We start from the raw sequence: 25215 nt of genomic DNA on the forward strand, positions 1-25215 counted from the left end.
TATTGGCTGAAACAATGCAAATTATTGTTGAATTTCCCTATTTTAAAAAAGATATTGTAACCAATCTCACCACCTTAATTGCATAAGTAAAATTTTAAAAGTCAACCAATTTTATTGGTAATATTCAACAATTATTTTTGTTTTTGTTATTTTGGTACTTTATTATTTGAGATTTTTTCTCAACTCAACAAAGTTTTAATAACTGAAATATTATTACCGTAGCTAATGTTGGCACCAGAAATTGAAGCTTTTGAAGTTAATTTATAAACACCAGAAACACCAACACTTTTAGTTATATGACCCTTAGAAACTGAAAATTGAGTAACATGAGTAACTATAGAGCCACCTCCTAATATTTCTCCTAATTCCTCAGTATTGAGTTCATTAAGAAAACTTTCAGAATCTTGAAACAATTCGGAACCAACTGGATGTAGTTCAGAAAGTCTAATATTAGTCATTTGTTTTTTTCCTTTTAATTCAACTTTGTTCTAAATCAAGTCATAAAAATCTTGTTAGATAATGGTTAATAGTCAGTTAATTAGCTTCTAAATGAAGACGCTTCCTCGACAAACAAGTTGTATAGTTCTTAAAAATAACCAACAACAGTAGCACCAACACTCACTGTAATTTGACCACCTGATATCGAAGCTTGTGAAGCTATTGAACCGTTAGCTTGGCTGATAATCTGTGTAACAATACCAGTTACCAATCCTTCTCCTCCTACAATTACACTAACTTCTTGTTCATTAAGGTCCTTGAGAAAGCTTTCGGAATCTTGAAAAAACTCAGAACCAGCAGGACATAGTTCGGAGAGTTTAATATTACCCATCAGTTTTTTCCTTTTAATTGAACAGCAATTTTAATGAATAATTTTGACAGTTCTCAATATGGAGTTTAAAAAAATTTATCTATGAAATACTTAAATGTATGCTAAAGTCCGAATCTTTGTTAAGCTCTTAGTTATTAATTCAACTCTTGACTTAAATCAAACTATTTGGCGCATTATTTTTTTATTTCATAGAATTTTGAAACTATTCAGAGTCAGCAGAAGCTAGTTGGGATAGTTTAAAACTAGCCCTTGTTTTTTCTGTTAATTCGAGTTGTTTAAATAAGGCTTTTTAGATATAATTGGATTATTATTATCTAAAAAGCCTCTACAGTACAGCTAGCTGTGGATTGGAGTCTATCTTTAGAAGAGTTAGTCAGGTATTTGGTAGTTCGTTGACTTGCTTCTAAAGGTAGTACATATTTCTTTATTAAACAGTTTTTGCAAAAAACTGCACACTTCCATATTGATTAGACTTTAGCCAATAGTTAAAGTTGCTACAACAGAAACACCATTGCTAACGCTGATATTACCACCTGATACTGTAGCTTGTGAAGCTTGTGTGCCAATGCTTTGGCTAGCTACGGTATTTACGGTTGCAGCACCCATAACAGCATCCATTTCTTGGTCGTTAAGTTCATTAAGGAAGTTTTCAGAATCTTGGAATAATTCAGAACCAACAGGATTTAATTCAGAAAGTTTGATATTAGCCATTTTTGTTTCTCCTTGTTTTGCTTGAGAGTTATTAAAGAGAAAATCAAATTGTTTTTGATTTCTTCTTAATCATAATTATGTGAAACAAAACTAATTAAATCAAGTAAATATAGCTATTAAATTAGACGTAAGTTCACTATTTATGTCTTACAATTCATAAAAAACTATATGTCTTTAGCAAGATCAATATCTTAATTTGTTTAACATAATCGTCGCATTGCTACTTTATTTATCCAAGTCACAGCAAAATTATTTTTGGACATAAATCAGGTAATTTGGTGTTTTTTGATTTTAGGTTAGACTGCTCCTAGTTCTTACTAAGTAGCTTAAAGTAAATTTAATAGTATTTTGATTATAAATTAACTAAAATAGCTTCACCAAACCAATAATTTTTCATCTCGTCAAGAGTTTTAATTTGTAATCCATAATAAGGATTGCCAATGATAAATAATTGTTGTTGAGGCTCGATACCTAGCAATGCTACTGCGTGGGAAAATCTTACTCCTTGATTATTTCTATTTTTTTCTTTGACATGAAGTAAAGCTGGTTTATTTAAATTAATTAAATCTTTGATAGTTAAATTAGTTTGATATTGAGGGTTCATGCCCAACTTTTTCATTGCTCGAATCTCAGTTAAAGTATTAGTACCAGAAATAGTTGTTTTGGTTAACTTTACTGCTTCTTTTTCTGTTAATTGAGGAGATATTTTTGTATAACGAGCTAAAGTTGCGATCGCAGAAGGAGCGCAAGTATATTCAGTAGTTTGAATGACGACATTATCTCTAATTAATGATTTACCAAGAAAGCGATCAACTGGTTGTAAAAAATACAATAGTACACTTAAAGCAAAACTTATTGCGCCTAGTGCTACCAATAATTGACGAATTTGTTGACGAGAAGATTTTGCCCTTAACTCAAAACCAACCAAAAAACCCAAGCAAAAAAATCCTGTTAAAAGAATACTTTTATCATAATACGCACCCAAATATAATAAAAAGCTGGTGGGAAAAAGTTTGGGTAACAGTGTAACCAAATTAAATTTATCAATAATAATTAGACTAATCAGTAGTAAGGCGATCGCAATTAATAATCCTATTAAAAGTTTTTGATGTTTTTTAAGAACACTATCTGAATCAACTCCTAGACTAGCTAATTTTTTTCCAAATAAACCACCACTAATCAGAGCAATACCAGCAATAAACAACAAAACAGACATATAATTTAGTTAAGTAAATATAATAAAAAACAAATAATCTTAGTCTCATTATTTAGCTAGATTATTAATTTTAGTATGCCAAATTAATTTAGTTATTTGCTGTGATTTAAATTAATAGATAAGGCAAATGGCAAAAAATTAAATCTTTAAATAAAATTGAAAACCTAACTATAATAATTTTGTTGTAGGCAATTAACTAAAAATATAATTAAACCTTTATTGTTAAATTTGCTCAAAAAATAATCGCTCTTAAATAACGCTTAATTTAACCTTTATTTGTTAATAAATTAAATCTATAGAAAGTTTTAGCAAAAATCTAACTCAAGCTATATTCTTTTTGTTTTTTATTTTAGCTATAACAAAGTTATTAAATTATAAGTAAAAAATGAATTGATTGTATGAAAAAAATAAATATTAGTGCCAAAAGTGGATTATGCTTATTAGCAATTATAGCTCTTCCTTTAACTAGTTCGGCTTATTTTTCTAACGCAATAGCTCAAGAAAATGAGTTAATGTATTCCACAAAAGAAGTAGAAAATGTTTCTGATAATGTCGATCAATTACTCGGTCAAACAGTGACAATTAGAGGTTCAATTGAGAAAGTAATGTCAGAAAAAGCTTTTATTCTTGAAAATAAACCATTTCCTCAAGATGTAGTAGATGAAGACCGAGTTTTAATTATTAACACTTCTGATTCATCTATTCCTGGATTACCAGAAGAAGATGATAAACTACAAGTTACAGGCACAGTAGGTAAATTTGTTTTAGCTGATGTAGAACAAAAATACGGTTTAGATTTAGATGACGAATTATATGTAGATTACGAAAACAAACCAGTTATTTTTGCTAACTATGTTGCTTTATCTCCTGAACCAAGAGAGATTACTGGAGAACCAGATTATTATTATGATAAATCAGTTGCTGTGAAGGGAGAAGTTTCAAAAGTTTTAGGAACAAATACTTTTACTATTGGTCAAGGAGAAGTAATTGATAGCGTTGATCAATTAGTAGGTGAAGATAATTTATTAGTTCTTAATCAAAGTGGTCAACCAATTCCTGCTGAGGATAAAGATATTATTGTAACAGGCGTTGTACGACCTTTTATACTTAAAGAATTAGAACGAGAGTATGAGTTAACTGAAGATTTATCAGTCAAACAAAAACTAGAGCAAGAATATTCAGAAAAACCAATTTTGATTATTAACCGTATTTATTTGTCAGAAGAATAAAAACATTTAAATATTAATAATTGCTCTTAAAATTTCTAATAGAGTTGTGGTTAACGCAACTCTATTATTGTTTTTATGCCAATCATACTAAATCCGATCACTGCTTGGTTAGCAGTATAGCCTTTCTCGCTCTTGGTGAGGTACACCATTACCAGTTACTAATTACTAATTATCAGGGATGAATAATCAACCATTAACATAAGCGAAGCGCACTACCGTAGGTCTCAACTATCAAGGCTCTACCAGAAAAATGAATTGTATTTCATTAATCTGAGAACCGCTATATAAATTAGCCTAAGATTTTGCTGCCTTGAAAATAACACAATCAGAACATAAGAATTACTTGCATTTCTAGTGGTAAATTTTTTTTGATCTTAACCACCTCCTGCTTTTGTACACAAGTGTCGGCGACACGTCTAAGCGCTTTTTACTTTCTGCCTGCTGCCTTGACTAACTTTTTAAGTATTGTATCCAAACAGAATTTATTATCAAATATATTTTGTTCAAGTTTAATTTTTAATAACAACAACTATACTGAATTGCAATACTAGATAAAGAAAATTTAAATCTATAGTAAAGATTAAGACATTATAGTCAGGTTTGTTTCGCAATTAACTATCAATAAAAACCTTTAATATAAATTATTTCAATTTAAATATGAGTAAGAGAGACAAAAATGCTCAAAGGTTAATACAATAAATCTCAAGCCTCACAGAAAAAACTACTAGTATATAGCAGTAGTACATTTTTCATGAACATCCTGTACGGTGAATTCATGAATGCTCTTTACAAAGTCCGAAAAACTTTTTTTCTAAACTAAATGATTACTATATTTTCCACAGCATCGAAGTGAAATCAAGTTAGCAATCATAATGAGTTGTAGTTGTAAACAAACCAAACAAACTAAGCTATTTAATTCGATAGATTAATTAATCTATTAAAAGATAGAAGAAATTTAGTCCCAGCTTCTTTTATACTTACGGATGTAAACAAGATTAATCATTAGATTTTATTAAAAAAGAGGAAAAAATATGGGTATTATCGCTTGGATAGTATTAGGATTAATTGCAGGCGCTTTGGCTAAATTAATTTATCCAGGTCATCAAGGTGGTGGTATTTTCGCTACGATTGGCTTAGGAATTTTAGGTGCATTAGTAGGCGGTTATCTAGGTCAAGTATTATTAGGAAGCTCGGGAGCAGCAGCAGCTTCAGCAGGAGCTTTAACTATTCCTAGCATTATTTTTGCCGTTTTAGGAGCTATGATTTTAATCTTTATTTGGGGTTTAATTACCCGCCGTGCTGCTTAATTAAACGTAGGGCTTATTGTGAACAAAAATTATTAAATTATTCATTCATATTTATTAGAAAAAAGGAGAAAATATGGGTATTATTGCTTGGATTGTATTAGGATTAATTGCAGGTGCTATTGCTAAATTAATTTATCCAGGTTCTCAAGGTGGTGGTATTTTCGCTACGATTGGCTTAGGAATTTTAGGTGCATTAGTAGGCGGTTATCTAGGTCAAGTATTATTAGGAAGCTCAGGGGCAGCAGCAGCTTCAGTAGGAGCTTTAACTATTCCTAGCATTATTTTTGCCGTTCTTGGTTCGCTATTATTAATCTTTATTTGGGGTTTAATTACCCGTCGTGCTGCTTAATTAATGCGGTAATTATTTAACCACTTAAAAAGTATTTTGGTAGTCAGCAATTGAGAACAAGCTTTAGCTCTGAACTCTTTTGGACGACCAAAATTACTACTTTACTTAAATCCTCTAGCGTTCTTTTTCTTTTTAGTTTTAGATTTAGATTTTTGTACTTGTGCTACCGCTTCTTCAAACAGAGTTTGTAAATGCAAGGGAACGCTCGCTATTTCAGGTAACTGCGGTGTTGAAGACTTATCGTATTCCAATAGCGTAGGTTCTAAATCTGTTTCTAGTTTGAAATTAGGACGTTGGAGGAAAATTTGTAACAACTTTTCTAACTGGCGGGGAAATTCTTCTTTTAATTGTTGCCAAACATAAAAATTAATTTGAGGTTCTTCTAGATATTTACGAACTATTGGTTGAAAGTTTGGTTGTTCTTGAAAATTTCCGCTTTGAAGTAGTTCGGTAAATTTAGTATAGCTAGGAAGAAACATTTGTCCCCAACGCGGATGAGAAAATACTGTAACTTGTTCAGCTTGTTTAATTTCTGGTGGTAACTCTACTTTAGGAGTCACCATTGAAAGTTTGTCTTTACTTCTTAACACTTTGGCAACTGTTTCTGCATCTGCACCCAATTCTGTTGCTGCTTCGGTGATTTCTGCTTCATCTGTTCCTGTGGATGCGATAATTGATTGAAAAGATTGGGAATCATCAATTCCTGCTGCTGCTAGTCGTTTTTTGCTCATTTGCTGTTGCAATTCGCTAATTTTTTGATTAAGCTCTCGTCCAGGTAGGATAAGACGATCGCTTTTGAAGAAATCAACAAATTCCTGATGATATTCAGCTACTGACTCCCAAGCTTGTTCTAATAATTCTGGTGCATCACCATAAAGAAAGTCAGGATAGTTACTTTTAAACTCCCCAATGGCGACAGCCAATTTCGGTTTACTCAATCTACCTTTGGTAATAAAGTCACTAAAAAAGAACCATTCCTGTTCGTTAATTGGTGCAATTCTCGTTAAGATTATCTCTCCTGGTTGCCATCTCTTCATCTCTTTCGTAGGCAGTTGAGAATGAGTGTAGACACGATATTGTTTGGCTGTAAGCCAGTTCATCAAATCAAAGTAATTCTCTTGAATTTGGTGAATTTCAAATAAACCTGTCAAGTTTTTCTGCCAATTTTGTAATAAATTGCGGTCGCTCTCAGATAAATCAGTTTGAGCTAAAAAAATTGCTAAAGGAGTTTGAGTACCGACTTTTCCTTCAGTAATAAAAGTATCGATAGTTAAATTTTGTTGTTTAATTCCGTAGTTGCTTCTTTTACTTTGTTGAGCAGCATAAGTTTCTAGCGCAACCGCAAGCTCTCCTTCAGCATCATAAACAAAATCTATTAACTTCTGTTTAAGAGCGATCGCTTTTTCTGTAACTTGAGTCATATACTAAGTTGTTTGAATCCAATCGCCTCATTATAGTCAAAACAACTTAGTCGAACATCTAATTGATGGTAGATTTTATTCTTGCTCAAGAAGTCGAGTCAATCTTTGTCTCATATTTTCGCTCTGCTGCTTATCTTTAGGCACAGTAAGCACACGAAGATCTACTTCGACAATATTCTCAAGTCTGGTGGTTTTTTCCCAAACTTTACTTTCGACTTCCGATTCATGTTCGTAACGAAATGTTACTGTTTCATGATTGACCTCAAGAATTTCCACATTTTTAATCCAGCCATTGCTGCTTTTGACATAAAGCCAGACATTGGGCTTACCCATTAATTCTTTTAGTTTGTTTTCCATAAAAACTTTGGCTCGAAGTAGAGACAACCAGAAAGCTTGTTTTTAGCTATCTATCTACAGATAGATTTTCATGTTTTAACATTAAATGGCAAATTTGTAAATTAAGTGCCTAGCAAACGTCCGTACTGTAATCAATGTGACTGTTTGTCTATTTATTTACTACAACAAATTTTATTTCTTTATATAGACGAAATAACTGTGACCATTTACGAAAATCAAATTAGTAGCTATCAGTAATTTAACTATCTTTAATTTGATTAAAAGGTAACAATTTAAATGGAAGTAATACCTAGAAAAAGAGGAGTAGGACTCTTTAGCGATCGCAGACAAGTAGAATTAGCAGTTTCAAAGCTAAAAAATTCAGGCTTTCCAATGGAACAGGTTGCGATTATTGTCCGCAACGCTCAACAAGAACAAGAGATTCACGGAATTGAGGTTCAAGATTATCGAGGTAATCATACACAAGAAGGCGCAGTCACAGGTATTTTAACTGGTGGTGCAATTGGTAGTATTACTGGTTTATTAGTTGGCTTAGGTGTGTTGGCAATTCCTGGGATTGGACCGATTTTATTAGCTGGAGCAGAAGCAACCGCATTGGTGACAGCTTTAGCAGGAGGAACAATTGGTGGAGTTACTGGCGGATTAGTTGGCGCATTAATTGGTTTAGGAATTCCTGAAACAAGAGTAAAAATTTATCGAGATGGAATTCTTAACGGAGATTATTTAATTGTTATTGATGGTACAGAATCCCAACTAGTTGAGGCTCAACATATTCTTGATCGTTATGACATTGAAGAATGGAAAATTTATGAAGGGGTGCATCAATCTCAACCCGATCCCGAGTCTAGATTGAACTTAAACTCATTGAATTCAACTATTTCTGAACCTCCTAAACAGCCACAAAAAATTAATAATCCAGAAATTGAACCAAGAGAAACTCATGAAATAATTGAAGCAGAAAATCTTGTCAATCAGATTGATTATGAACCAAAAAATATTAACCATACTCAACTAGAAACCAATGAAATAATTGAAGTAAAACCTTTACAAAATCAAGTCGATTATGAACCAAAAAATATTAGGAATACTCAACTAGAAACCAATGAAATAATTAAAGAAAAACCTTTACAAAATCAGGTAAATTATGAACTAAAAACTAATACTCAGACTCAAGTAACACCAGACAATTCAATCTTTCCTGCAACTGAAGAAACTACTTACGAACCTAATCCGCAGCTTACAAAAAGTCGGATTGCTCGTCCAGTTAAAATTATTAATAACAAACCAAAAGTAATTATTGTCGATCTGCGTGATTAATCAAGCAAAGATTTTTTTTGTACAGATTTTGCTTTCAAGATCTTATTGAATTTTTTTGTGCGTTCAAACACACTCTATAGCTAGATATAGATAAATGCGCGGTTTATATATTTCATAAGTTAGATGAAAACAACTGAGTTTTTAAATAACGTAGAAATAACAATAAAAATATTAAAGGAGAAATTCTTGTATGGTTTTAGCGAAAATTACCGATGTCTATCCTAATTATAAGGACGATATCTTTGGCGGTGACGATATCAAAAAATTCTCTGTATATAGCTATACTAACGATAAAATCGGTTCTGTCCACGATATCTTAGTTGATGAAACAGGTCGTTTCCGTTATTTTGTAATTGATACAGGTTTCTGGATTTTTGGTAAAAAAGTACTCTTACCAGTAGGACGTGCCAATGTAGATTATGGTCAAGAACGCATCTATGCAATCGGTTTAACCGAAGAACAGGCTAATCAATTGCCTGAATACAATGAAAACATGACTGTTGACTATGATTACGAAGAAAGGGTAAGAAGTACCTATCGTACGGGAGTCGAATCTCCTGACATGACTGCTGCTACTGCTGGAGCATCTGTTGGTGCGACAGCTACCAATTATGACCGCAATACCTACCGTTATGATAACGAACCAACCTTTTATCAATTAAGCGATCGCGATCATGGCAATCTTCGTCAGTATCAACAGAGTTTAATGTCTCATCGCAATAATTTCCGTACTACTGCGGGAAGAGGTTTATATAAAATCAGAGATATTTATCCAGACTATCGCAACATTTTTGACAACGACGACTTACTAGATTATTCCTTCTACAGTGATACTGATGAAAAAGTCGGTTCGGTCAAAGATATTTTAGTTGATTCAGAAGGTAATTTCCGATACTTTGTAGTAGATACTGGTATTTGGATTTTTGGTAAAAAGATTATCATTCCTGTTGGTCGGGTTCGGATCGACCGCGCTCAACAACGTCTTTATGGAGTAGGTTTAACTAAAGAACAAGCAGAACATTTACCCGAATACGACGATGACATGACCGTTGACTACGACTACGAAGAGCGAGTCAGAAGCGTCTATCGTACCGCACCTCGGACTACTACTGCTAGTACAACAACCACTAGCTATGACCGCGATACCTACGGATATGACCGCGAACCTGCGTTGTACAATATGAGTGAGCGCGATCATCAAAATCTTAAACTCTATGAAGAGCGTTTAGTTGCTAACAAAGAACGTCTTCGTGCTGGTTCAGTTTCAGTAGGTAAACGAGTTGAAACTAAAACCGCAGAAGTTTCTGTTCCTGTAGAAAAAGAGCGAGTTGTAATTGAACGTCATAGTCCCACTGAAAGTGTACCAGTTACACCAGGGGAAGCTGCTTTCCAAGAAGGTGAAGTTGCTCGTGTAGAAGTTTACGAAGAAACTGCTGACATTGAAAAGCAAGCTTTCGTTCGTGAAGAAGTATCAATTCGCAAAGAAGTAGAACAAGATACTGTGACCGCTAGTGAAACAGTTCGTCGTGAAGAATTAGAGTTAGATGCGGATGGTAACCCGATCATTGAACGAAGATAACAGCTATTCATTATTCAATTAGTTGAATCTTTGTAAGATTGGCTCATTAACAACAACATAACTAAAGTAAACTTACGCATCGGTTAAAACCTTGATTGCGTAAGTTTTACTCTAAAAAGTTTAACAATACAGATAATCTTATGAACATGAACTATATTAATAGACAAGCTCAAAGAACAGAGCTTAGTTTATTATTGGCACAATTAAATCAACAATTAATTTCTTATCAAATAGTTGATTATTATGGTAAGATTTTCGCAACTATTAAAGATTTTTACTACGATAGTCAAAAACACATTAATTTATTAGTTAATTTAATAACATCTAAGTCAGAATCTGAATTGAGACAAATAAATTTTGAATTAATTCAAAAAGTAAATTTACCTCAGAAACAAATAGTAGTTAATTTAAGTCCTGAACAATTTGAACAACTACCTCTTTATCAACCATCACTTCGAGAGCAACAATCAGAAAGAACAGCAATGAATCATAATAAAGATGAATTTGAGCGCACAATTCCTTTATTAGAAGAAAGATTACTAGTTAATCGTCGTCAACACAAAGCTGGTGAAATTGTTGTTCGTAAGCAGATTGAAACGCGGATAATAGAAGTTCCCTTGCGTCGAGAAATTTTAATTATTGAGCAAGTAGAACCAGAAAATAAATTACTGGCGACAATTGATTTGGAAGAAGAAACAATTAATCAATCAAACTTTAATCATCAAGGAGTCAAAGCAACTGAATATTTAGTTAGAGGTGAATTTGAATCTATTGAAGCAGCCAATCAGATTCTGCACAAAATTAGTCAACTTCCTATAAGCGATCGCCAAAAAATTAGAATAGAAATAGTTGCAGATAGTCCTCAACAACAAGCAATCTACCAACAAGTAATGTCTAATTATCAAACAACTTGAATCGGTTGAGATAAAATAGCGAGTAAACTGAACAATTACTGCTAATTTCAGTTAAGTAGAACTCATGGTTAAAATAGGCGTAAACTATAAACTCTAAGTTATTACTTATTTAAAAGATTTTAGATAAGTGTCTACCCAATTAAAAACTGCTGTAATTAAACAATTACTCGCCGTAATAGTAATTATCGAACTTGTTTGAATTTGTCCAAACCAACAAAAAATTGTTCTGTAAACAAGCTCAACACAGTCCGATTTTCATTAATTTTTATATTTGCACTAATAGACATACCTGATTGTAAAGGAATATTTTTACCTTTAATTGTAAAATCTTGTCTTTCTAATTCAATTTTGGCAGGAAAACGGAAATAATCGTAGGTTTGATCTGGTTCTAAAGCATCTGAGCCGATCGAACTTACTGTGCCTTTGACATCTCCAAATTCACTAAAAGGAAAAGTATCGATTCTAACATCGGTAATCATTCCTTTCTGCACAAAACCAATATCATTAGTAGTAATAAAAACTTCTCCAATCAACTGATCATCAGGTACAATTTTTAAAATTGGCTCTGCGTTTTGTCCTGCTGGTGGTACATAACCAGGATAGGCTTTGAGGTCAAAAACTGTACCTCCTACAGGAGCATACAAAGCTTGATATTTAAGAGTTTGTTCAGTACCACTGATTTGACTATTCAATTCAGCAATTCGTTTGTCATTTTCAACAATGCTTTTGTTCAACTGAGTGTCAATTTCGGCAATTCGCTGATTATTCTCTGCCATTTTGTCCCGAATCTCTCGTTCCGACAAAGAAGTAGTATTAAGTAATTGCTCTCTAGCTTGAGTGATGTCGAGACGTAATCGTTGTTCTTCTTCTTGTAATCTTTCGATATCTGCTGAAGCAGTTTGTATTTCTTGTTTAGCGCGATCGCGTTCAATTGTTCCAGTAGACCTTTGTTCAATCAAAGATTTATAACGATCATTAACTTTTTGTCGCTGTGTTTCTACCTGAAATTGGGATAAAGCTCCTTGTTGAGATAACGGTTCAACAGATTTGAGAATATTACGTTCAATTTTTAAACTTTCTTCGGCTTGAGCGATCGCATCTCGATTGCGTTGTTCAATTTCGGCTAATACCTGTTTAGCTGTAGCTAATTTGGCACGAGCATCAGCAAGTTGTACCTGATTTTGATTGAGTTGTTTCTCTAGTTGTTCTGCTTCTAATCTAGCTGATGCGATACGAGATTGAAGCTCGGTTTGTGCTGCATTTAAACGAGCTAATTGTTCTGCCGATAAGTTTCCACTATCTGCACCAAGCTGAGAAAGAAATAATTGGTTTTCTGAGAGTAATTCTCCTCGATTGCGTGCTAAAAAAGCAACTTCTCTAGGAATATTCAAAGATGCGATCGTATTTTCAACGGTGTTTCCTGTTATTTCCCCATTCATCAAAGCCCGATAGAATTTATTTTCTTGTAACAAAGACTGACGAATATTTTTTTCTGATTCTAGTTGGGCTTGAGAAGTAGTTTCATCTAAAGTAAGTAATAGGTCGCCTTTTTTAACCTTTTGTCCCTCTTCAACTTCAACTTCTTCAACTACACCATTAGTAGGAACTTGTATTTCTTTTACTTTACCAATCGGTTTAAGTTGTCCTCGAGCAGGAACTACTTGCTCAATTTTAGCCACTGAAGCCCAAATTACAGCAAAAGTCGTTACGCCAATAATAGACCAAATAATAGCTCGCGACCATCGAGGAGATTGCCGTAGCACAACCGTTTCCTCAAATTTACGCTCAGCCAAACTGGAACTATTTTTAACTGCTAAAGCTGAGGCAGAACGATTCTCTTTAGCCATAGTAGCTACTAGTTTACCATTGCCATTGACTGCTGACCCTGACGTTACATCTGATGCAGTAGCAGAAGCCGAATCTGAAAAGCTCTTGGGCGTTAATGGTAAAATTTTCTGAAACGCTCCAGGTCCAATTTGAGCATAACCACGATATACAGATCTAATTGCTTCAGTAAGTTCTTTGGCAGGAGTTCCCTTAAGTAAATAACCCATTGCTCCTGCACCTAAAGAACGAGCTACATATTCTTGATTATCATAAGTACTTAACACCAAAACCTTAATATCAGGAAACTGTTCGCAGATTACTTGAGTAGCACCCATGCCATCAAGTCCAGGCATTTCCATATCCATCAAAACGATATTAGGTTGGAGACTTTCTACCTGTTTAATGGCATCCTCTCCATCTTCTGCTGTTCCTACTACCTCAAAGTCTTCTTCTGTCTTAATTAAAGCTTTGAGTCCCTCCCTAATCATTTTTTGATCGTCTACAATCAGGATACGAATCCTGTCTACTTGATTATTAAGAGGGCTTTCTTTAGTCTGATTGCCAGATGAATTCATCTTTAGTTATTGGTAATTGTCTAAAATAAGGAGTTCTGAGAATCATTAAGGACATTAATTTTTGCCACAACAAGTGGTTCAAACCTTATTGTACCGACGACTGTAATACACAGAACTCAACTATCAACCTATGCGATCCTTTATAACTAATATTTTATTAATTAGACATCAGTAATAAATTGAAATTTAATTAGCAACTTGAGCCACAATTGTGCGATGACGAGGACTATTAGGAATGATCTTAGGCACATTAAAACCTTGATCAACTAGAGTTTGAGAAATATCTAAACTAAAATATTGATCCAAATATGGTTCAGTACTTTTGAGTAAAGTAAGGACATAGGGAGGCATTTTTTTATACACCTCCGATTGAGGATTCATATCCATAATGGTCAAATATCCTCCTGGACGAAGTAGACGACGAGCTTCGGTGATAATTGCTTGTGCTGCTGTTTGAGGCAGTTCGTGGAACAATAAACAGGCAGAAACTAAATCAAAGGAAGCCTCAGTTAAACCAGTCGCTTCCGCAGCAGCGTGTAGCCATTTAATCTCTTTATTTGGCTGTTTTTGGCAACGATACTGAGCAACAGCCAAAAAATAGGGTGATAAATCAACTCCAGTTAGTTGAGCTTGAGGATAAATCTCTTGAAGAGCCATCGTACTCATTCCTACGCTACAACCAATGTCAAGAATATCTTGAGGTTGAATTGATTGCGCTTGTATGACTTGATGATAGCTTTGGCGTAATTGAGGATCACCATTTGCACTTTTACCTGACCAGATTGTCGAATGAACTGCATAAGCTGCTGATTCGACTTCCCAAGCTGCTTCCCAACTGAGATTCCCTTGTTCATAAGCATGGAAAGAACGCAAATAATAATCAGGATATTGTAATTGAGGATTAGTTATGGCAGCTATTTCTGCGTCCCAATTACGCTGACTTAATTGTCGAACATTTTCTCGCCAAGGTACACCGAGAGCTTCGGCTCTATCGATCATCATTTTTCTAGCTCGATATTTGGCAAAATTTGCTAATGGTTTGATTGCCAAGATTCCATTAACTAAGCGTGAGGCTAAACCTAATTGGTTTGTGGTTGAAGTAGCAGTCATGAAGTTAATAATTGTTAAGTTATTTTAAGTCGAAACTTTTTCGTATCTCAAAGTTTTTATATCATGTTGGCTGTAGCAGAAAAATCAAAGTCTGTTAATTGAGTTTAATTGAGTTGTATTTCTTTACCTTTGTTAATTTTGAGCTAGTTTTATTGCTATTGAGGGGTTGGTATTGCAAAAATTTAATTAAATAATTCAAGTTAAGTTTAGAGATAGAGCAGTCGAAGCTAAGATTAAGACATTTCCTGTTCCCTTGGTTTAAGATTATGATTTCCGCGCACTATAGTTCGCTTGCTATTTTGCAACAAAATTGTATCAAATTAGCTAAGATTCTATAAACCTCCCCTCATTGACTAAAAATATTGCAATAATAATAATCGCGACTAGATTATTTATTTGATTGAGTCACTCTCAATCTGGAGAAGTGAAAGTACGCCAGTAAAGATTATTGACCGCAGTTTGATTATCCTGTGGTAAATGTCTTTAATGGCGTTTTCTCGTAAATATGCTTTGAGCAAGATTAAAGCTTTAAAAAGCTATTTTCTTAATTACAAATGGTAAGATTTACTTTTTTGCCAAGAAATTTGTTTTTCTTAGAAATTGACCACATTTCAAAATTTTATTGTCATTTTTTTGGCAACAATTAAAATTATTTATTAGCTACTTTGCGTTTAAAATAAACTTCCATTACCTGACGTACCATTGGTCCTGCTACTGAACCACCACCTCCGCCAGAATGTTCGGCAAATGCCACCACCACAATTTCAGGTTGATCAAAGGGAGCATAAGCACCAAACCAAGCATGAGATTCACCAGGAGGAGCTTCTGCTGTACCGCTTTTTCCAGCAGCCGAAGGTATTTCTGGAACATTTAATCTTGTACCTGTACCACTAGTTACAACTGCTCTCAAACCATTGCGAAGAGTTGAAATAGTACTAGGTTTGAGGTTTAAATTAATTCGTTGTGCTTGTTTAGTCTGATTGTCTGTTTCTAGTAGATGGGGTTGAACTCGATATCCACCATTGGCTATAGCAGAAAACATGACTGCTACTTGTACAGGTGTAGCCAGAGTAAAACCCTGACCGATAGACATATTAACTGTATCACCCACTGTCCAACCCCAGTCATTAAAATTTAGACGTTTCCAAGCATCATCGGCAATCAAACCTGCCGTTTCGCCTTGAAGTTCTATTCCTGTTTTTTGACCATAACCATAGTTTCTTGCCCATTTAATTAAAGCTTCTCCTCCTACTCCGCGACCAATTTGAGCATGAAAAGTATTACTACTCCAACTTAACGCTCCCACATAACCCATCGAACCAAAACCAGCATGATTCCATTCTCGAAAATAAGTTCCGCCTATATTAATACCTGCATAAGTACCTAAAACTGTCTGAGGAGGAAATTTACCCGATTCCATGCCTGCGGTGTCGGTAACAACTTTAAAAGTAGAAGCAGGAGGAAAACCACGCAAAGCCATATTTAAGAAAGGATTTCCTTGTGACTGTAACTGTTGCCAAATTTCAGGAGTAATTCGAGTCGAAAATATATTAGGATCGAAACTAGGATAACTCGCGATCGCGATAACTGCACCATTGTTAGGATCAAGAGCAATAATTGCACCTTTTTGTTTTCCTAAAGCTGTTTCTGCTGCTTTTTGTACTTCTAAATCAATAGTCAAAGTAATATCTTTACCTGATTTAGGCGGTTTTTCACCCAAAAATCTTAAAACCTTACCGCTTCCATCTACTTCTAACTTTAATCCTCCCCATGCTCCCCGCAACTTTGATTCAAAAGATTCTTCTACCCCCATTTTGCCAATTACATCACCAAGACGATAACCATCTTTTTTCTTCGCATTGAGTTCTTCTTGATTAATTTCTCCTGTATAACCAAGCACATGGGCTGCTGTTTTCCCATTAGGATAATATCTAACCCGATCAATATCTACTTCTACCCATTTAAGTTGGGGACGATATTCTTCAATTGCTGTAATTTGAGTAGGAGTTAAACTACGAGCAATAGGGATAAGGCTGGGATAATTAAAACCTGCTTGTTCAACTTTTTGTTGAATCTCTTCAGGAGGTAAATTGAGAATTTGGGCTAATATTTGCTTAATTTGTGACCAATTACCTTGTTTTTGAGCCTTAGGCCACACATAAGCAGAATGAGAAAGACGAGTAGTCGCTAAAACTTTGCCTTTGCGGTCAAAAATGTTAGCTCTAACTGGTGGTTTAGGGACGAGCCGAATTCGATTATCTTCTGCTTTAGCTTGATTAATTTCTCCTTGTTCTAATTGCAAATAAGCTAAACGCCAAACAATTCCTCCAAACAAAAACGCCGTGATTGAGATAGTAATCACTATAGACTGAAATTGTCGCCCAACAGTACGCACATTTTCTTGACGTTTAGTTTTAGACAAAGAACTAAGAGTAGTCATAAAAATAAGAATTCACAATTAAATAAAGAAAAAATAGGGTTACTGTATCAAATCACTTACAACTCTATAATTCCCATTATTGGGTTAAATGCTGACAGAGTTGATCAACTCTATATTTAGATTTACGAAAAATATGCAAATAATCCTCATTTAGCTGGCCAACAAATTTATTCAGTAAAGTAATTTTGCCTAATAAGCCAACTGCATCTCCAAAGGTAACGATATCCAATTTTACTTAATATTTTTTTAAGCTGCTTAAAAATGATTTAAGCTAATCTTATGACTAGAAGGAAAGAGAAGTAATTTTCAACGTTTTGTTTACTATATTTTTATGACCAAAAGAAACAGGTTACAAGCCTTTTCTTAAAAGAAAAAAAATCTCAATCAGGCGAGGTTTACGTTGCCGTCCCTTCATTTGAGAAAACCTCAAATGCTTGAGAAGTCCGTGGCGGGGAAGACCTCTCACTTTTAGAGTAGTAACTGATAACTGGTAACTTTGCGCAAAAAAAGGTGCGTTCATTACGCACCCAACCAATTCGATAGTCAAACCTCAAAGTATGATAATCTTCACTGATTTTTTACTTTCATAATGTCCATCAGTTACTTTTCTGCAAAAAACTTGGACGAGGAAATTACAACTTGATGAAGTTTACCAAAAAGCGATCTCGCTCCCAGCGAGGCGCATTCGCGATCGCTCTTTGGCTAGCTCAAAATTGTGTGATTGGCAGTTTTGTTTTGAAACTCGATCTCAATTTAAACATAGAGTTAATAAAATTTTTTCCGTATTTGTAATGAGGCGGTCAGTATTTTCCCTTGATAAACTGACGCTATCTTTACATTAAGGAATAACTTTACCGAGAAAGTATTCATGTCTGAAGCAATATCTTCAACTCAAGTTACTTTAGCTCATTTGATTCCTGCTCCTTTTGTTTTACAGGTAGGAAAAGCTTTGCATGAAGAAGGAATGCTAGCTCGTTTTGCTACTACTTTTGTCAAACAACCTCAGGCGAAATGGCAAAAAGCTTTGTGTCAATTGGCAAAAACAGTTCAGTTTGATTTAGCACGACAAATATCTCGTAGAGAAGTTTCTGAAATCCCTCTATTTTTAGTTAAAGATCATCCTTGGAGAGAATTAACTCGTTTATTAGTATCTCGAATAGACAATCAAAAAATTTTGACAGATGCTATATTTCACTGGGAACTGATGGACTTTGATCGCTGGGTTGCTCGTGAAAATATTGAAGCAAGTAATGTTGTTTATGGTTACGAATATGGTTGCCTAGATACTTTTAAAACGGCTAAACAACAAGGAATAGCTACAATATATGATCTTCCCTCTCCAGAACACGATTTTTCTGAAAATATTATTCATCAAGAAATAGCTAATTATTCAGAATTAAATACCTCTTACCGACAATATACAAGAAAACGTCAACAAATACGTACTCAAAGACGCATAGAAGAATGGAAATTAGCAGATTTAGTGATTGCTAATTCAGAATTTACTAAAAACTCTTATGCCAATGCAGGATTAAATGTAGATAAAGTTAGAGTAGTTCCCTATGGCGCACCTCCAGTATGTTCTGAAATAATTGAGAAGGGAAGTAATGATCATAAACCAGTAAATTTTTTGTGGGCTGGTACATTTAGTATCCGCAAAGGAGCGCATTATTTATTAGCTGCTTGGGAAAAACTTGAAGCTAAATCCCTAGCTAGGCTTAAGGTTTTTGGGGCAATGGGTTTACCATCTTTACTTGTTAAAAATATACCTGATTCAATTGAATTATCTGGTACTGTCCCTCGCTCAGAATTATACAAACAATATCAACAAGCAGACATACTAGTTTTTCCTACTCTCTGTGATGGCTTTGGTATGGTTGTAACAGAGGCTTTTGCTCAAGGATTACCAGTAATTACAACAGACCGCGCTGGTGCAGCAGATTTAATTCGTCATGGGGAAAACGGTTTAATTGTCCCTGCGGGAAATGCAGAAGCTTTAGCAGAAGCTTTGGAATGGTGTCTGAATAATCGTCAAGAACTAAAAAAGATGGGTCAGGCAGCGTTAGAAACGGCAGCTAATTGGCAGTGGTCTGATTATCGTCGCGCCATAGTAGATAACTTAGAAAGTGGTTTACAAGTGGCTGGCTATAGTTTATGAAGGCTCGAATTGTCTGATTAGTCTTGGTCATGTAGTCTCTAACCCCCGACTAGTTAAAAAATTAATTTACTAATATTCTTTGAAGGAAATATTTATGTTAAAGAAAAAAATTAAATTCATTTTAGATAAAACTAACATTTACTCTTATATAAAATATTCTGATTTATATGATTTATATTTGTATCTTTTTTGGAGAAGTCACTGGAAAAAATTCTTAAAGGTAGTCTCTTTTTTTGAAAATTTAATAGGAGTAGATTCTCTAATATTTGATATAGGAGCAAATCAGGGAAGTAAAACAGACGTTTATCGGAGATTTGCAAAACAAGTTGTTTGTATAGAGCCAGACAAAAAAAGTGTAAATGTATTAAAAAAAAGATTTAAAAACAGAAGTAATATAGAAATTATGTCAGTAGCAATAGGTAATAATGTAGGCAAAGCAACTTTCTATATACATAAAGAAGGCTCTTGTTACAATACAATGAATCTCAAACAGAAAAATTCTCTTGAAGAGAAAAGTCAATCAGACATTTCAGAAAAGATTGCCTTCAATGATTCCTATGAAGTTGAGATGGTTACATTAGATAATTTAATTAAAAAATGGGGAATACCTAAATATATTAAATTAGATGTAGAAGGATATGAGCTTTATGCTCTTCAAGGACTAAATTATCCAGTAGAATTTATTTCTTTTGAAGCAAACTTACCTGTTTTTATTAATGAAACTATAGAATGTATCAATCTGATCAAAAAACTTTCTTCTTCAGCAAAGTATAAGTTTTCTACTCAAGAAGGTTTTACTGGAGAGCTATCAGCTTGGTTAACTTACGAAGAAATACTTAGTTTTATTAGTAATACCAACTTACCTTTTCTTGAAATTATGGCTTGTTTAAAATTTGAAAATGCCTAAATCAATGTAGATTATTTTGATAAAAGTTATCAAGGCAAATTATTTTTTATATCCATAGTTTATTTAATATATTATTATGGCATCATTAATTAGCGAACAAATTAAATATAGTAGCAATTATACTTTAGAAAATTCTTTGAAATCTGCTTTATTTGTTTCTAATTTAGTTTATTTGAATCGAGAATCTGCTGGAGGAGCGCAAATTTGTACACAAGAATATATTGAAACTATAGAAGCAGCAGGATTTTCCCTTTCTATTGTTACATACAAAACCAACCGAGGAATATTAACCCAATTAAAAAATAAAATATGGAATCAGCCTTATGGAAATTTTATTCCTACTGAATTGATCGATATTATTGTCAATGAAGCTAATACAAAAAAAGCTGCTTATATTTTTTTAAATCAAGTAGAACTAGGTCACATAGCTAAAGAGCTTAGAAAAAAAATTGATTCAACCTGCCGTATTGTTGTCTTATCTCATGGGTTAGAAAGTACTGATATTTTTCATGGTATCCGAACTAAAAATATTCAAAACAGTTTTAATCAAGTCACTTTTAACGATGTACGGATCTTAGGCAAAAGTCTAATTCAAGAGGGAATTCACCGTCAATATATTGATTATGTATTTTGTCTTTCTCCTTTAGATGTCCAAATAGAACGCTGGCTAGGAGCAAAAAATGTAATTTGGATACCACGTACTATAAAGGTTGAGTCAATTTCTTGGCAACCTCAATATTCTCGGATAGGATTTGTTGGAACTATTAATCATCATCCTAGTTTAGAAGGTTTGGTGTTATTCCTTGAAGCTTTTGAAAAAATAGCTCCTTTTGGAGTAAGTTTGAGACTAGTTGGAGGAGAATCGATAGAAACAAAAAATCTTATTCAGAGATTTCCAATTATTGAATATTTAGGACGATTATCTAATCAAGATCTGAAAAAAGAAGCAGGTACTTGGAATTGTTTTATACATCCCATCTTTTGTTATCCAAGAGGTTGTAGTACAAAATTAGCTACAGCTCTTAGTTGGCAAATACCCATAGTCACAACTCCAGCAGGATGTAGAGGCTATAGTTGGAAAACTGGAAAGTTATCTTTAGCTGAAACCCCTGAATCTATGGCTAACTTGGTATTGCAAATGCTCAATCCTGAAGTGGCTCAAATAAATCAAAAAGAAGTTGTTTCTGTTTCTACCACTGCTCCTAGTATTCAAGAGATCGGTGAAAAAATTAGAGAATTTTTGTATGAACTTAATTAAAAAAGTATTATTAAGACCTACTTTAGACCACATACTGAATTACTGGGGGTCTAACAATGCTAAAAATTATGATCTTAAAAATACTATTGCGATCGCCTGTTCTGGTAGAGGTGGTTCTACGTGGTTGACTGAAATAATTGGTACATTACCTGGATATCCTATATTGTGGGAACCTTTGCATTTGGCGAAAAATCCTGAGTGTAAAAATTATGGATATAACTGGAATACTTATATTCCTTATCATGCAGAAGATAACATTAAGAAAAATTATCTTGAACAAATTTTAATTGGTCAAAATTTATCAACTAACATAATTTCTTCATTAGCTTTTCATCCCCAAAAATTTTTTAATTTCCAAGGTTTTCTAGTCAAATTTGTTAATGCGAATTTACTATTTAATTGGATGTTGAAACAATTTCCTATTCAGGGAATTTTAATGATTCGTCATCCTTGTGCTGTGGTTGAATCACAATTACGACATTCTGCATGGAATCATATTAATAAAAATAATCTCACTTTTCCCCAACAGTTAACCGTTGACTATCCTCATTTAGTTCAAATTTTTGAAACGATTCAAACAAGAGAAGAAATTTTAGCATTTGAATGGGCAATACAAACTTATATTCCTTTAATTCAACCAAAATCAAAATTTTTGTATATAATAACTTATGAAAAATTAATCAATGAATCAAAATTAGAAATAAATAGATTATTTAATTATTTAGGAAAACCTGTTCCCAAAAGTGCTTACGAAAAACTAAAACAAGTGAGCAAAACCACGCAACAAGTATCTAATGTAACTCACAACAAAAACGTTTTAACTGGTTGGAAAGAGCGATTATTGCCTCAACAAATAGATAATATATTAAACATAGTACATCAAGTAGGAATCAACTTTTACAACGACTCATTAATTCCTGATTACAAAAATCTATCTGATTTAGTCAATCAAAGTTAAAATAATTAGAATTATAGTTGTTTTAAATAAGAATGAAACATTTTTTCGGCTGAAAGCCTTTCATAGCAAGAAGAGATTGTCTCACTCTAAATTGAAATGACTATAAATAATCAAGCATTTTTGTAATGTTGATATGCAAATGAGTTCAAAAATAGATTTTTTGAACTCACGTATTTTGCTATTAAAGTTCAGGAATTTATCCTGTTAAAAATTTATGATTTGACTTGAGATTTGAATAGACCTCTAGTAATTTATTTCAATCATAAAATAATTCTAGAGATATCTATTTTAAAAAATAAAGATTGTTTTACTTAATTACACGAAAACAATATTATTAACATCATAGTTGGTTATACCAATTAAAACTGCTAAATCATTACCATCTGCTTTAATTAAAGTGTCGTTTCCAACTTGTAAAACCTCGACAACTCCTTGAGCAATACCTTCTAAACGAATTGTATCAATACCTACTTGAAAATCTTCTACTTGGTCAACTCCTTGACGTACATTATCGAAAACAAAGGTATCATTGCCAGCACCACCATTTAAGATATCATCGCCAAAACCACCATGTAAGGTATCATTGCCAAAGCCACCATGTAAGGTATCATTGCCGGCACCACCTCTCAGATAATCATGTCCAGCATTTCCTCTCAGAAAATCATTACCAGAACCACCATCTAGATAATCATGACCTTTACCACCATCTAAATAATCATCACCAGCACCGGCTGAGAGAGTATCATCTCCATCACCAGACCAGAGAGTATCATTTCCATTTCCTCCAATCAGATTATCATTTCCATTTCCTCCAATCAGATTGTCATTTCCATCTAGACCAGCAAGTTTGTCATCTCCACCTAGACCCGCAATTTTGTCATTGCCGATAGTGCCACTAATATTATTATTTAAATCATTACCAGATAGTATACTCATTTTAATCTTGCTCCTAATATTTTTAGTTGTTTATTGTTAAGAAAAAACTCTTAAGTAGATTCCGAATCAATTTCTTAACTACATTCATATATTATTCGGAATACACTGATAAATGGGTGAAGTTTAGGTAAAAATCAGGAGTAAAAAAATGAACATTAAATAAAGTATTAATAAATTTAAAATCAAGAAAAAGTTTAATTTTATAAAAAAAATAACAAGATATAAAAGAAATATTAAATTGAGCAAAGGTGTTCATATAAACTTTAAATAGACTTTAAAGTAAAGATAAACTTTAGACAAAAAATAGATAAATGCTCAAAAAATAGAAAAGCTTAAGTAATTAAAAACATAATTAATCACTATTTTTTATGAAAATGATTTTTTTCCGAATTAATACGTAGACAAATAACTAAATTATGTATAGTCAGTTTCTGCTTTTGCGGATATAACAAAGTTGTTGTGTGGTTGAAATTATCTTTTTTTGGCTTACAACCACTACTTAGTCACAGTAAATTTAGCCACGTCCGACATAAACGCCTGAATTTACTTCAGGCGACGCGGACTTGTAAGGAGACGGCACGGATCATTGGTCAAAATTATTTGTAAAGTGAACTAATGCTAATTAACCAAAAAATGCATATTTTAATAACGGCAGATCCAGAACTTCCAGTACCACCTCAACTCTATGGTGGCATCGAAAGGATTATTGACTTATTAGTTAAACAGTTGCAATATCGCGGTCATACAATAGGATTGTTAGCACACCGAGATTCTACTTGTCCTGCTGATTATTCTTTTACTTGGTCTGGTGTAAAATCCCAAGATAGGGTCGATATGTTACACAATACAGCTAGCTTATATTCAGCAGTAAAACAATTTCAACCAAATTTAATTCATAGCTTTTCGCGTATCTTCTACCTTTTTCCTTGGTTATTAAATTCTTCTTTACCCAAAATCATGTCTTATCAAAGACAACCTAGCAGTCGCACTGTAGCTTGGGGAAATAAATTGGGAAAAGACAGTTTAATTTTTACTGGTTGTAGTGAATATATCTGTCGTCAAGGAAGAAAGGTTGCAGGAACATGGTATCCCATTCATAATTGCGTTGAATTAGATAAATACACTTTTCAACCTACTGTTGCTGATGATGCACCTTTAGTATTTTTGAGTCGCATAGAGAAAATTAAAGGCGCACATAACGCAATAAAAGTGGCGAAAAAAACTGGTCACCGTCTGTTAATTGCAGGTAACTATAGCACTGAAGGAGAGGCTGGGAAATATTGGCAAGAAGCCATAGTTCCTCATTTAGATAAGGATGGTATCGAATATGTAGGTACTGTAGATGATGTGCAGAAAAATCAATTGCTAGGAAAAGCAGCAGCAATGATTGTTCCAATAGAATGGGAAGAACCTTTTGGTATTGTTTTCGCAGAAGCTTTAGCTTGTGGAACTCCTGTCATTTCTTGTCCTAAAGGTGCATTACCAGAAATTGTCCGTCAAGGAATTGATGGTTATTTGATTAATAATCTTCAAGAAGCTTATGATGCAGTGAATAATTTAGATCAAATTGACCGCAATAACTGCCGTCAGCGTGCGGAAAAGTGCTTTGCTGCATCAGTGATTGTGAATCAATATGAGCAATTATATTCTCAATTGCTTAATCAGAATTATTACCCAACCAAATCAAAGTCAATCCTTGTGTAATGTAAGTTTGAGCGTTTTCTTTTTTAAAGATGGTCAATTTGGGTTATTGCGTATATAACAGAAAAGAATTTATTTTTCTCCAATTGTAATAAACCATACTGGAGGGCAGAGTT

At 33.6% G+C, this 25215-nt stretch carries 21 protein-coding genes; 11 read left to right on the plus strand and 10 right to left on the minus strand.

Annotation, left to right across the window (positions count from 1 at the left end; all coding sequences use genetic code 11):
- Positions 1-179 precede the first annotated feature (179 nt).
- The 4 genes from STA7437_RS10810 to STA7437_RS10825 form a co-directional block, all read right to left on the minus strand.
- Positions 180-458 (minus strand): hypothetical protein, encoded by a 279-nt coding sequence (locus tag STA7437_RS10810; RefSeq protein ID WP_015193426.1) that lies wholly within the window; start codon positions 456-458, stop codon positions 180-182.
- Positions 459-586: 128 nt separating this feature from the next.
- Positions 587-829, minus strand: a complete 243-nt coding sequence (locus STA7437_RS10815) for a hypothetical protein (RefSeq protein WP_015193427.1) — start codon at positions 827-829, stop codon at positions 587-589.
- 474 nt (positions 830-1303) lie between these two features.
- Positions 1304-1540, minus strand: a complete 237-nt coding sequence (locus STA7437_RS10820) for a hypothetical protein (RefSeq protein ID WP_015193428.1) — start codon at positions 1538-1540, stop codon at positions 1304-1306.
- Between the two features lie 352 nt (positions 1541-1892).
- Positions 1893-2756: a cysteine peptidase family C39 domain-containing protein gene (locus STA7437_RS10825; protein ID WP_015193429.1), complete on the minus strand. Its 864-nt coding sequence runs from the start codon at positions 2754-2756 to the stop codon at positions 1893-1895.
- Between the two features lie 398 nt (positions 2757-3154).
- Between STA7437_RS10825 and STA7437_RS10830 the strand changes: the two genes are divergently transcribed.
- From STA7437_RS10830 to STA7437_RS10840, 3 genes are all read left to right on the plus strand, one after another.
- A complete protein-coding gene (locus tag STA7437_RS10830) occupies positions 3155-3985 on the plus strand; it encodes a hypothetical protein (RefSeq protein ID WP_015193430.1) in 831 nt (276 codons plus the stop codon).
- A gap of 1031 nt (positions 3986-5016) precedes the next feature.
- On the plus strand, positions 5017-5292 hold the full coding sequence (locus tag STA7437_RS10835; RefSeq protein WP_015193431.1) for a GlsB/YeaQ/YmgE family stress response membrane protein: 276 nt from the start codon (positions 5017-5019) through the stop codon (positions 5290-5292).
- 73 nt (positions 5293-5365) lie between these two features.
- Positions 5366-5641: a GlsB/YeaQ/YmgE family stress response membrane protein gene (locus tag STA7437_RS10840; RefSeq protein WP_015193432.1), complete on the plus strand. Its 276-nt coding sequence runs from the start codon at positions 5366-5368 to the stop codon at positions 5639-5641.
- Positions 5642-5742: 101 nt separating this feature from the next.
- Here the strand turns inward: STA7437_RS10840 and STA7437_RS10845 are convergent, their stop codons facing one another.
- Both STA7437_RS10845 and STA7437_RS10850 read right to left on the minus strand, forming a co-directional pair.
- Entirely contained in the window at positions 5743-7062 is a 1320-nt protein-coding gene (locus STA7437_RS10845; RefSeq protein ID WP_015193433.1) for a hypothetical protein, read from the minus strand.
- Between the two features lie 75 nt (positions 7063-7137).
- Entirely contained in the window at positions 7138-7446 is a 309-nt protein-coding gene (locus STA7437_RS10850; protein ID WP_216087112.1) for a DUF6679 family protein, read from the minus strand.
- 249 nt (positions 7447-7695) lie between these two features.
- Between STA7437_RS10850 and STA7437_RS24865 the strand changes: the two genes are divergently transcribed.
- The 3 genes from STA7437_RS24865 to STA7437_RS24870 all read left to right on the plus strand — a co-directional run bounded on the left by STA7437_RS24865 (position 7696) and on the right by STA7437_RS24870 (position 11229).
- Positions 7696-8736, plus strand: coding sequence for a glycine zipper family protein (locus tag STA7437_RS24865; RefSeq protein WP_015193435.1), 1041 nt, complete (start codon positions 7696-7698; stop codon positions 8734-8736).
- A 190-nt stretch (positions 8737-8926) separates the two neighbouring features.
- Positions 8927-10315 (plus strand): DUF2382 domain-containing protein, encoded by a 1389-nt coding sequence (locus STA7437_RS25470; RefSeq protein WP_015193436.1) that lies wholly within the window; start codon positions 8927-8929, stop codon positions 10313-10315.
- A 140-nt stretch (positions 10316-10455) separates the two neighbouring features.
- Positions 10456-11229, plus strand: a complete 774-nt coding sequence (locus STA7437_RS24870; RefSeq protein ID WP_015193437.1) for a YsnF/AvaK domain-containing protein — start codon at positions 10456-10458, stop codon at positions 11227-11229.
- A gap of 182 nt (positions 11230-11411) precedes the next feature.
- On the opposite strand, the gene STA7437_RS10870 is transcribed toward STA7437_RS24870, so the two are convergent.
- From STA7437_RS10870 to mrdA, 3 genes are all read right to left on the minus strand, one after another.
- Complete coding sequence (locus STA7437_RS10870; RefSeq protein WP_015193438.1) at positions 11412-13631, minus strand: response regulator; 2220 nt, start codon at positions 13629-13631, stop codon at positions 11412-11414.
- A 186-nt stretch (positions 13632-13817) separates the two neighbouring features.
- Positions 13818-14741, minus strand: a complete 924-nt coding sequence (locus STA7437_RS10875; protein ID WP_015193439.1) for a class I SAM-dependent methyltransferase — start codon at positions 14739-14741, stop codon at positions 13818-13820.
- Between the two features lie 649 nt (positions 14742-15390).
- Positions 15391-17181, minus strand: a complete 1791-nt coding sequence (gene mrdA, locus STA7437_RS10880; RefSeq protein WP_015193440.1) for a penicillin-binding protein 2 — start codon at positions 17179-17181, stop codon at positions 15391-15393.
- A gap of 868 nt (positions 17182-18049) precedes the next feature.
- Here mrdA and STA7437_RS10885 point away from each other — a divergent pair.
- The 4 genes from STA7437_RS10885 to STA7437_RS10900 all read left to right on the plus strand — a co-directional run bounded on the left by STA7437_RS10885 (position 18050) and on the right by STA7437_RS10900 (position 22462).
- Positions 18050-19339: a glycosyltransferase family 4 protein gene (locus tag STA7437_RS10885; RefSeq protein ID WP_015193441.1), complete on the plus strand. Its 1290-nt coding sequence runs from the start codon at positions 18050-18052 to the stop codon at positions 19337-19339.
- 94 nt (positions 19340-19433) lie between these two features.
- Positions 19434-20246 (plus strand): FkbM family methyltransferase, encoded by an 813-nt coding sequence (locus STA7437_RS10890; protein ID WP_015193442.1) that lies wholly within the window; start codon positions 19434-19436, stop codon positions 20244-20246.
- 76 nt (positions 20247-20322) lie between these two features.
- The gene (locus STA7437_RS10895; RefSeq protein ID WP_015193443.1) at positions 20323-21504 is read left to right on the plus strand and encodes a glycosyltransferase; all 1182 of its coding nucleotides are present in this window, start codon (positions 20323-20325) and stop codon (positions 21502-21504) included.
- Entirely contained in the window at positions 21491-22462 is a 972-nt protein-coding gene (locus STA7437_RS10900; RefSeq protein ID WP_015193444.1) for a sulfotransferase domain-containing protein, read from the plus strand. The genes STA7437_RS10895 and STA7437_RS10900 overlap by 14 nt, the downstream gene beginning before the upstream one ends.
- A 315-nt stretch (positions 22463-22777) precedes the next feature.
- Here the strand turns inward: STA7437_RS10900 and STA7437_RS10905 are convergent, their stop codons facing one another.
- A complete protein-coding gene (locus STA7437_RS10905) occupies positions 22778-23398 on the minus strand; it encodes a calcium-binding protein (protein WP_015193445.1) in 621 nt (206 codons plus the stop codon).
- A 633-nt stretch (positions 23399-24031) separates the two neighbouring features.
- On the opposite strand from STA7437_RS10905, the gene STA7437_RS10910 reads away from it, so the two are divergent.
- On the plus strand, positions 24032-25102 hold the full coding sequence (locus STA7437_RS10910; protein WP_041619958.1) for a glycosyltransferase: 1071 nt from the start codon (positions 24032-24034) through the stop codon (positions 25100-25102).
- Positions 25103-25215 lie beyond the last annotated feature (113 nt).

The organism is Stanieria cyanosphaera PCC 7437, assembly GCF_000317575.1.
GTDB classification, from domain to species: Bacteria; Cyanobacteriota; Cyanobacteriia; order Cyanobacteriales; family Xenococcaceae; genus Stanieria; species Stanieria cyanosphaera.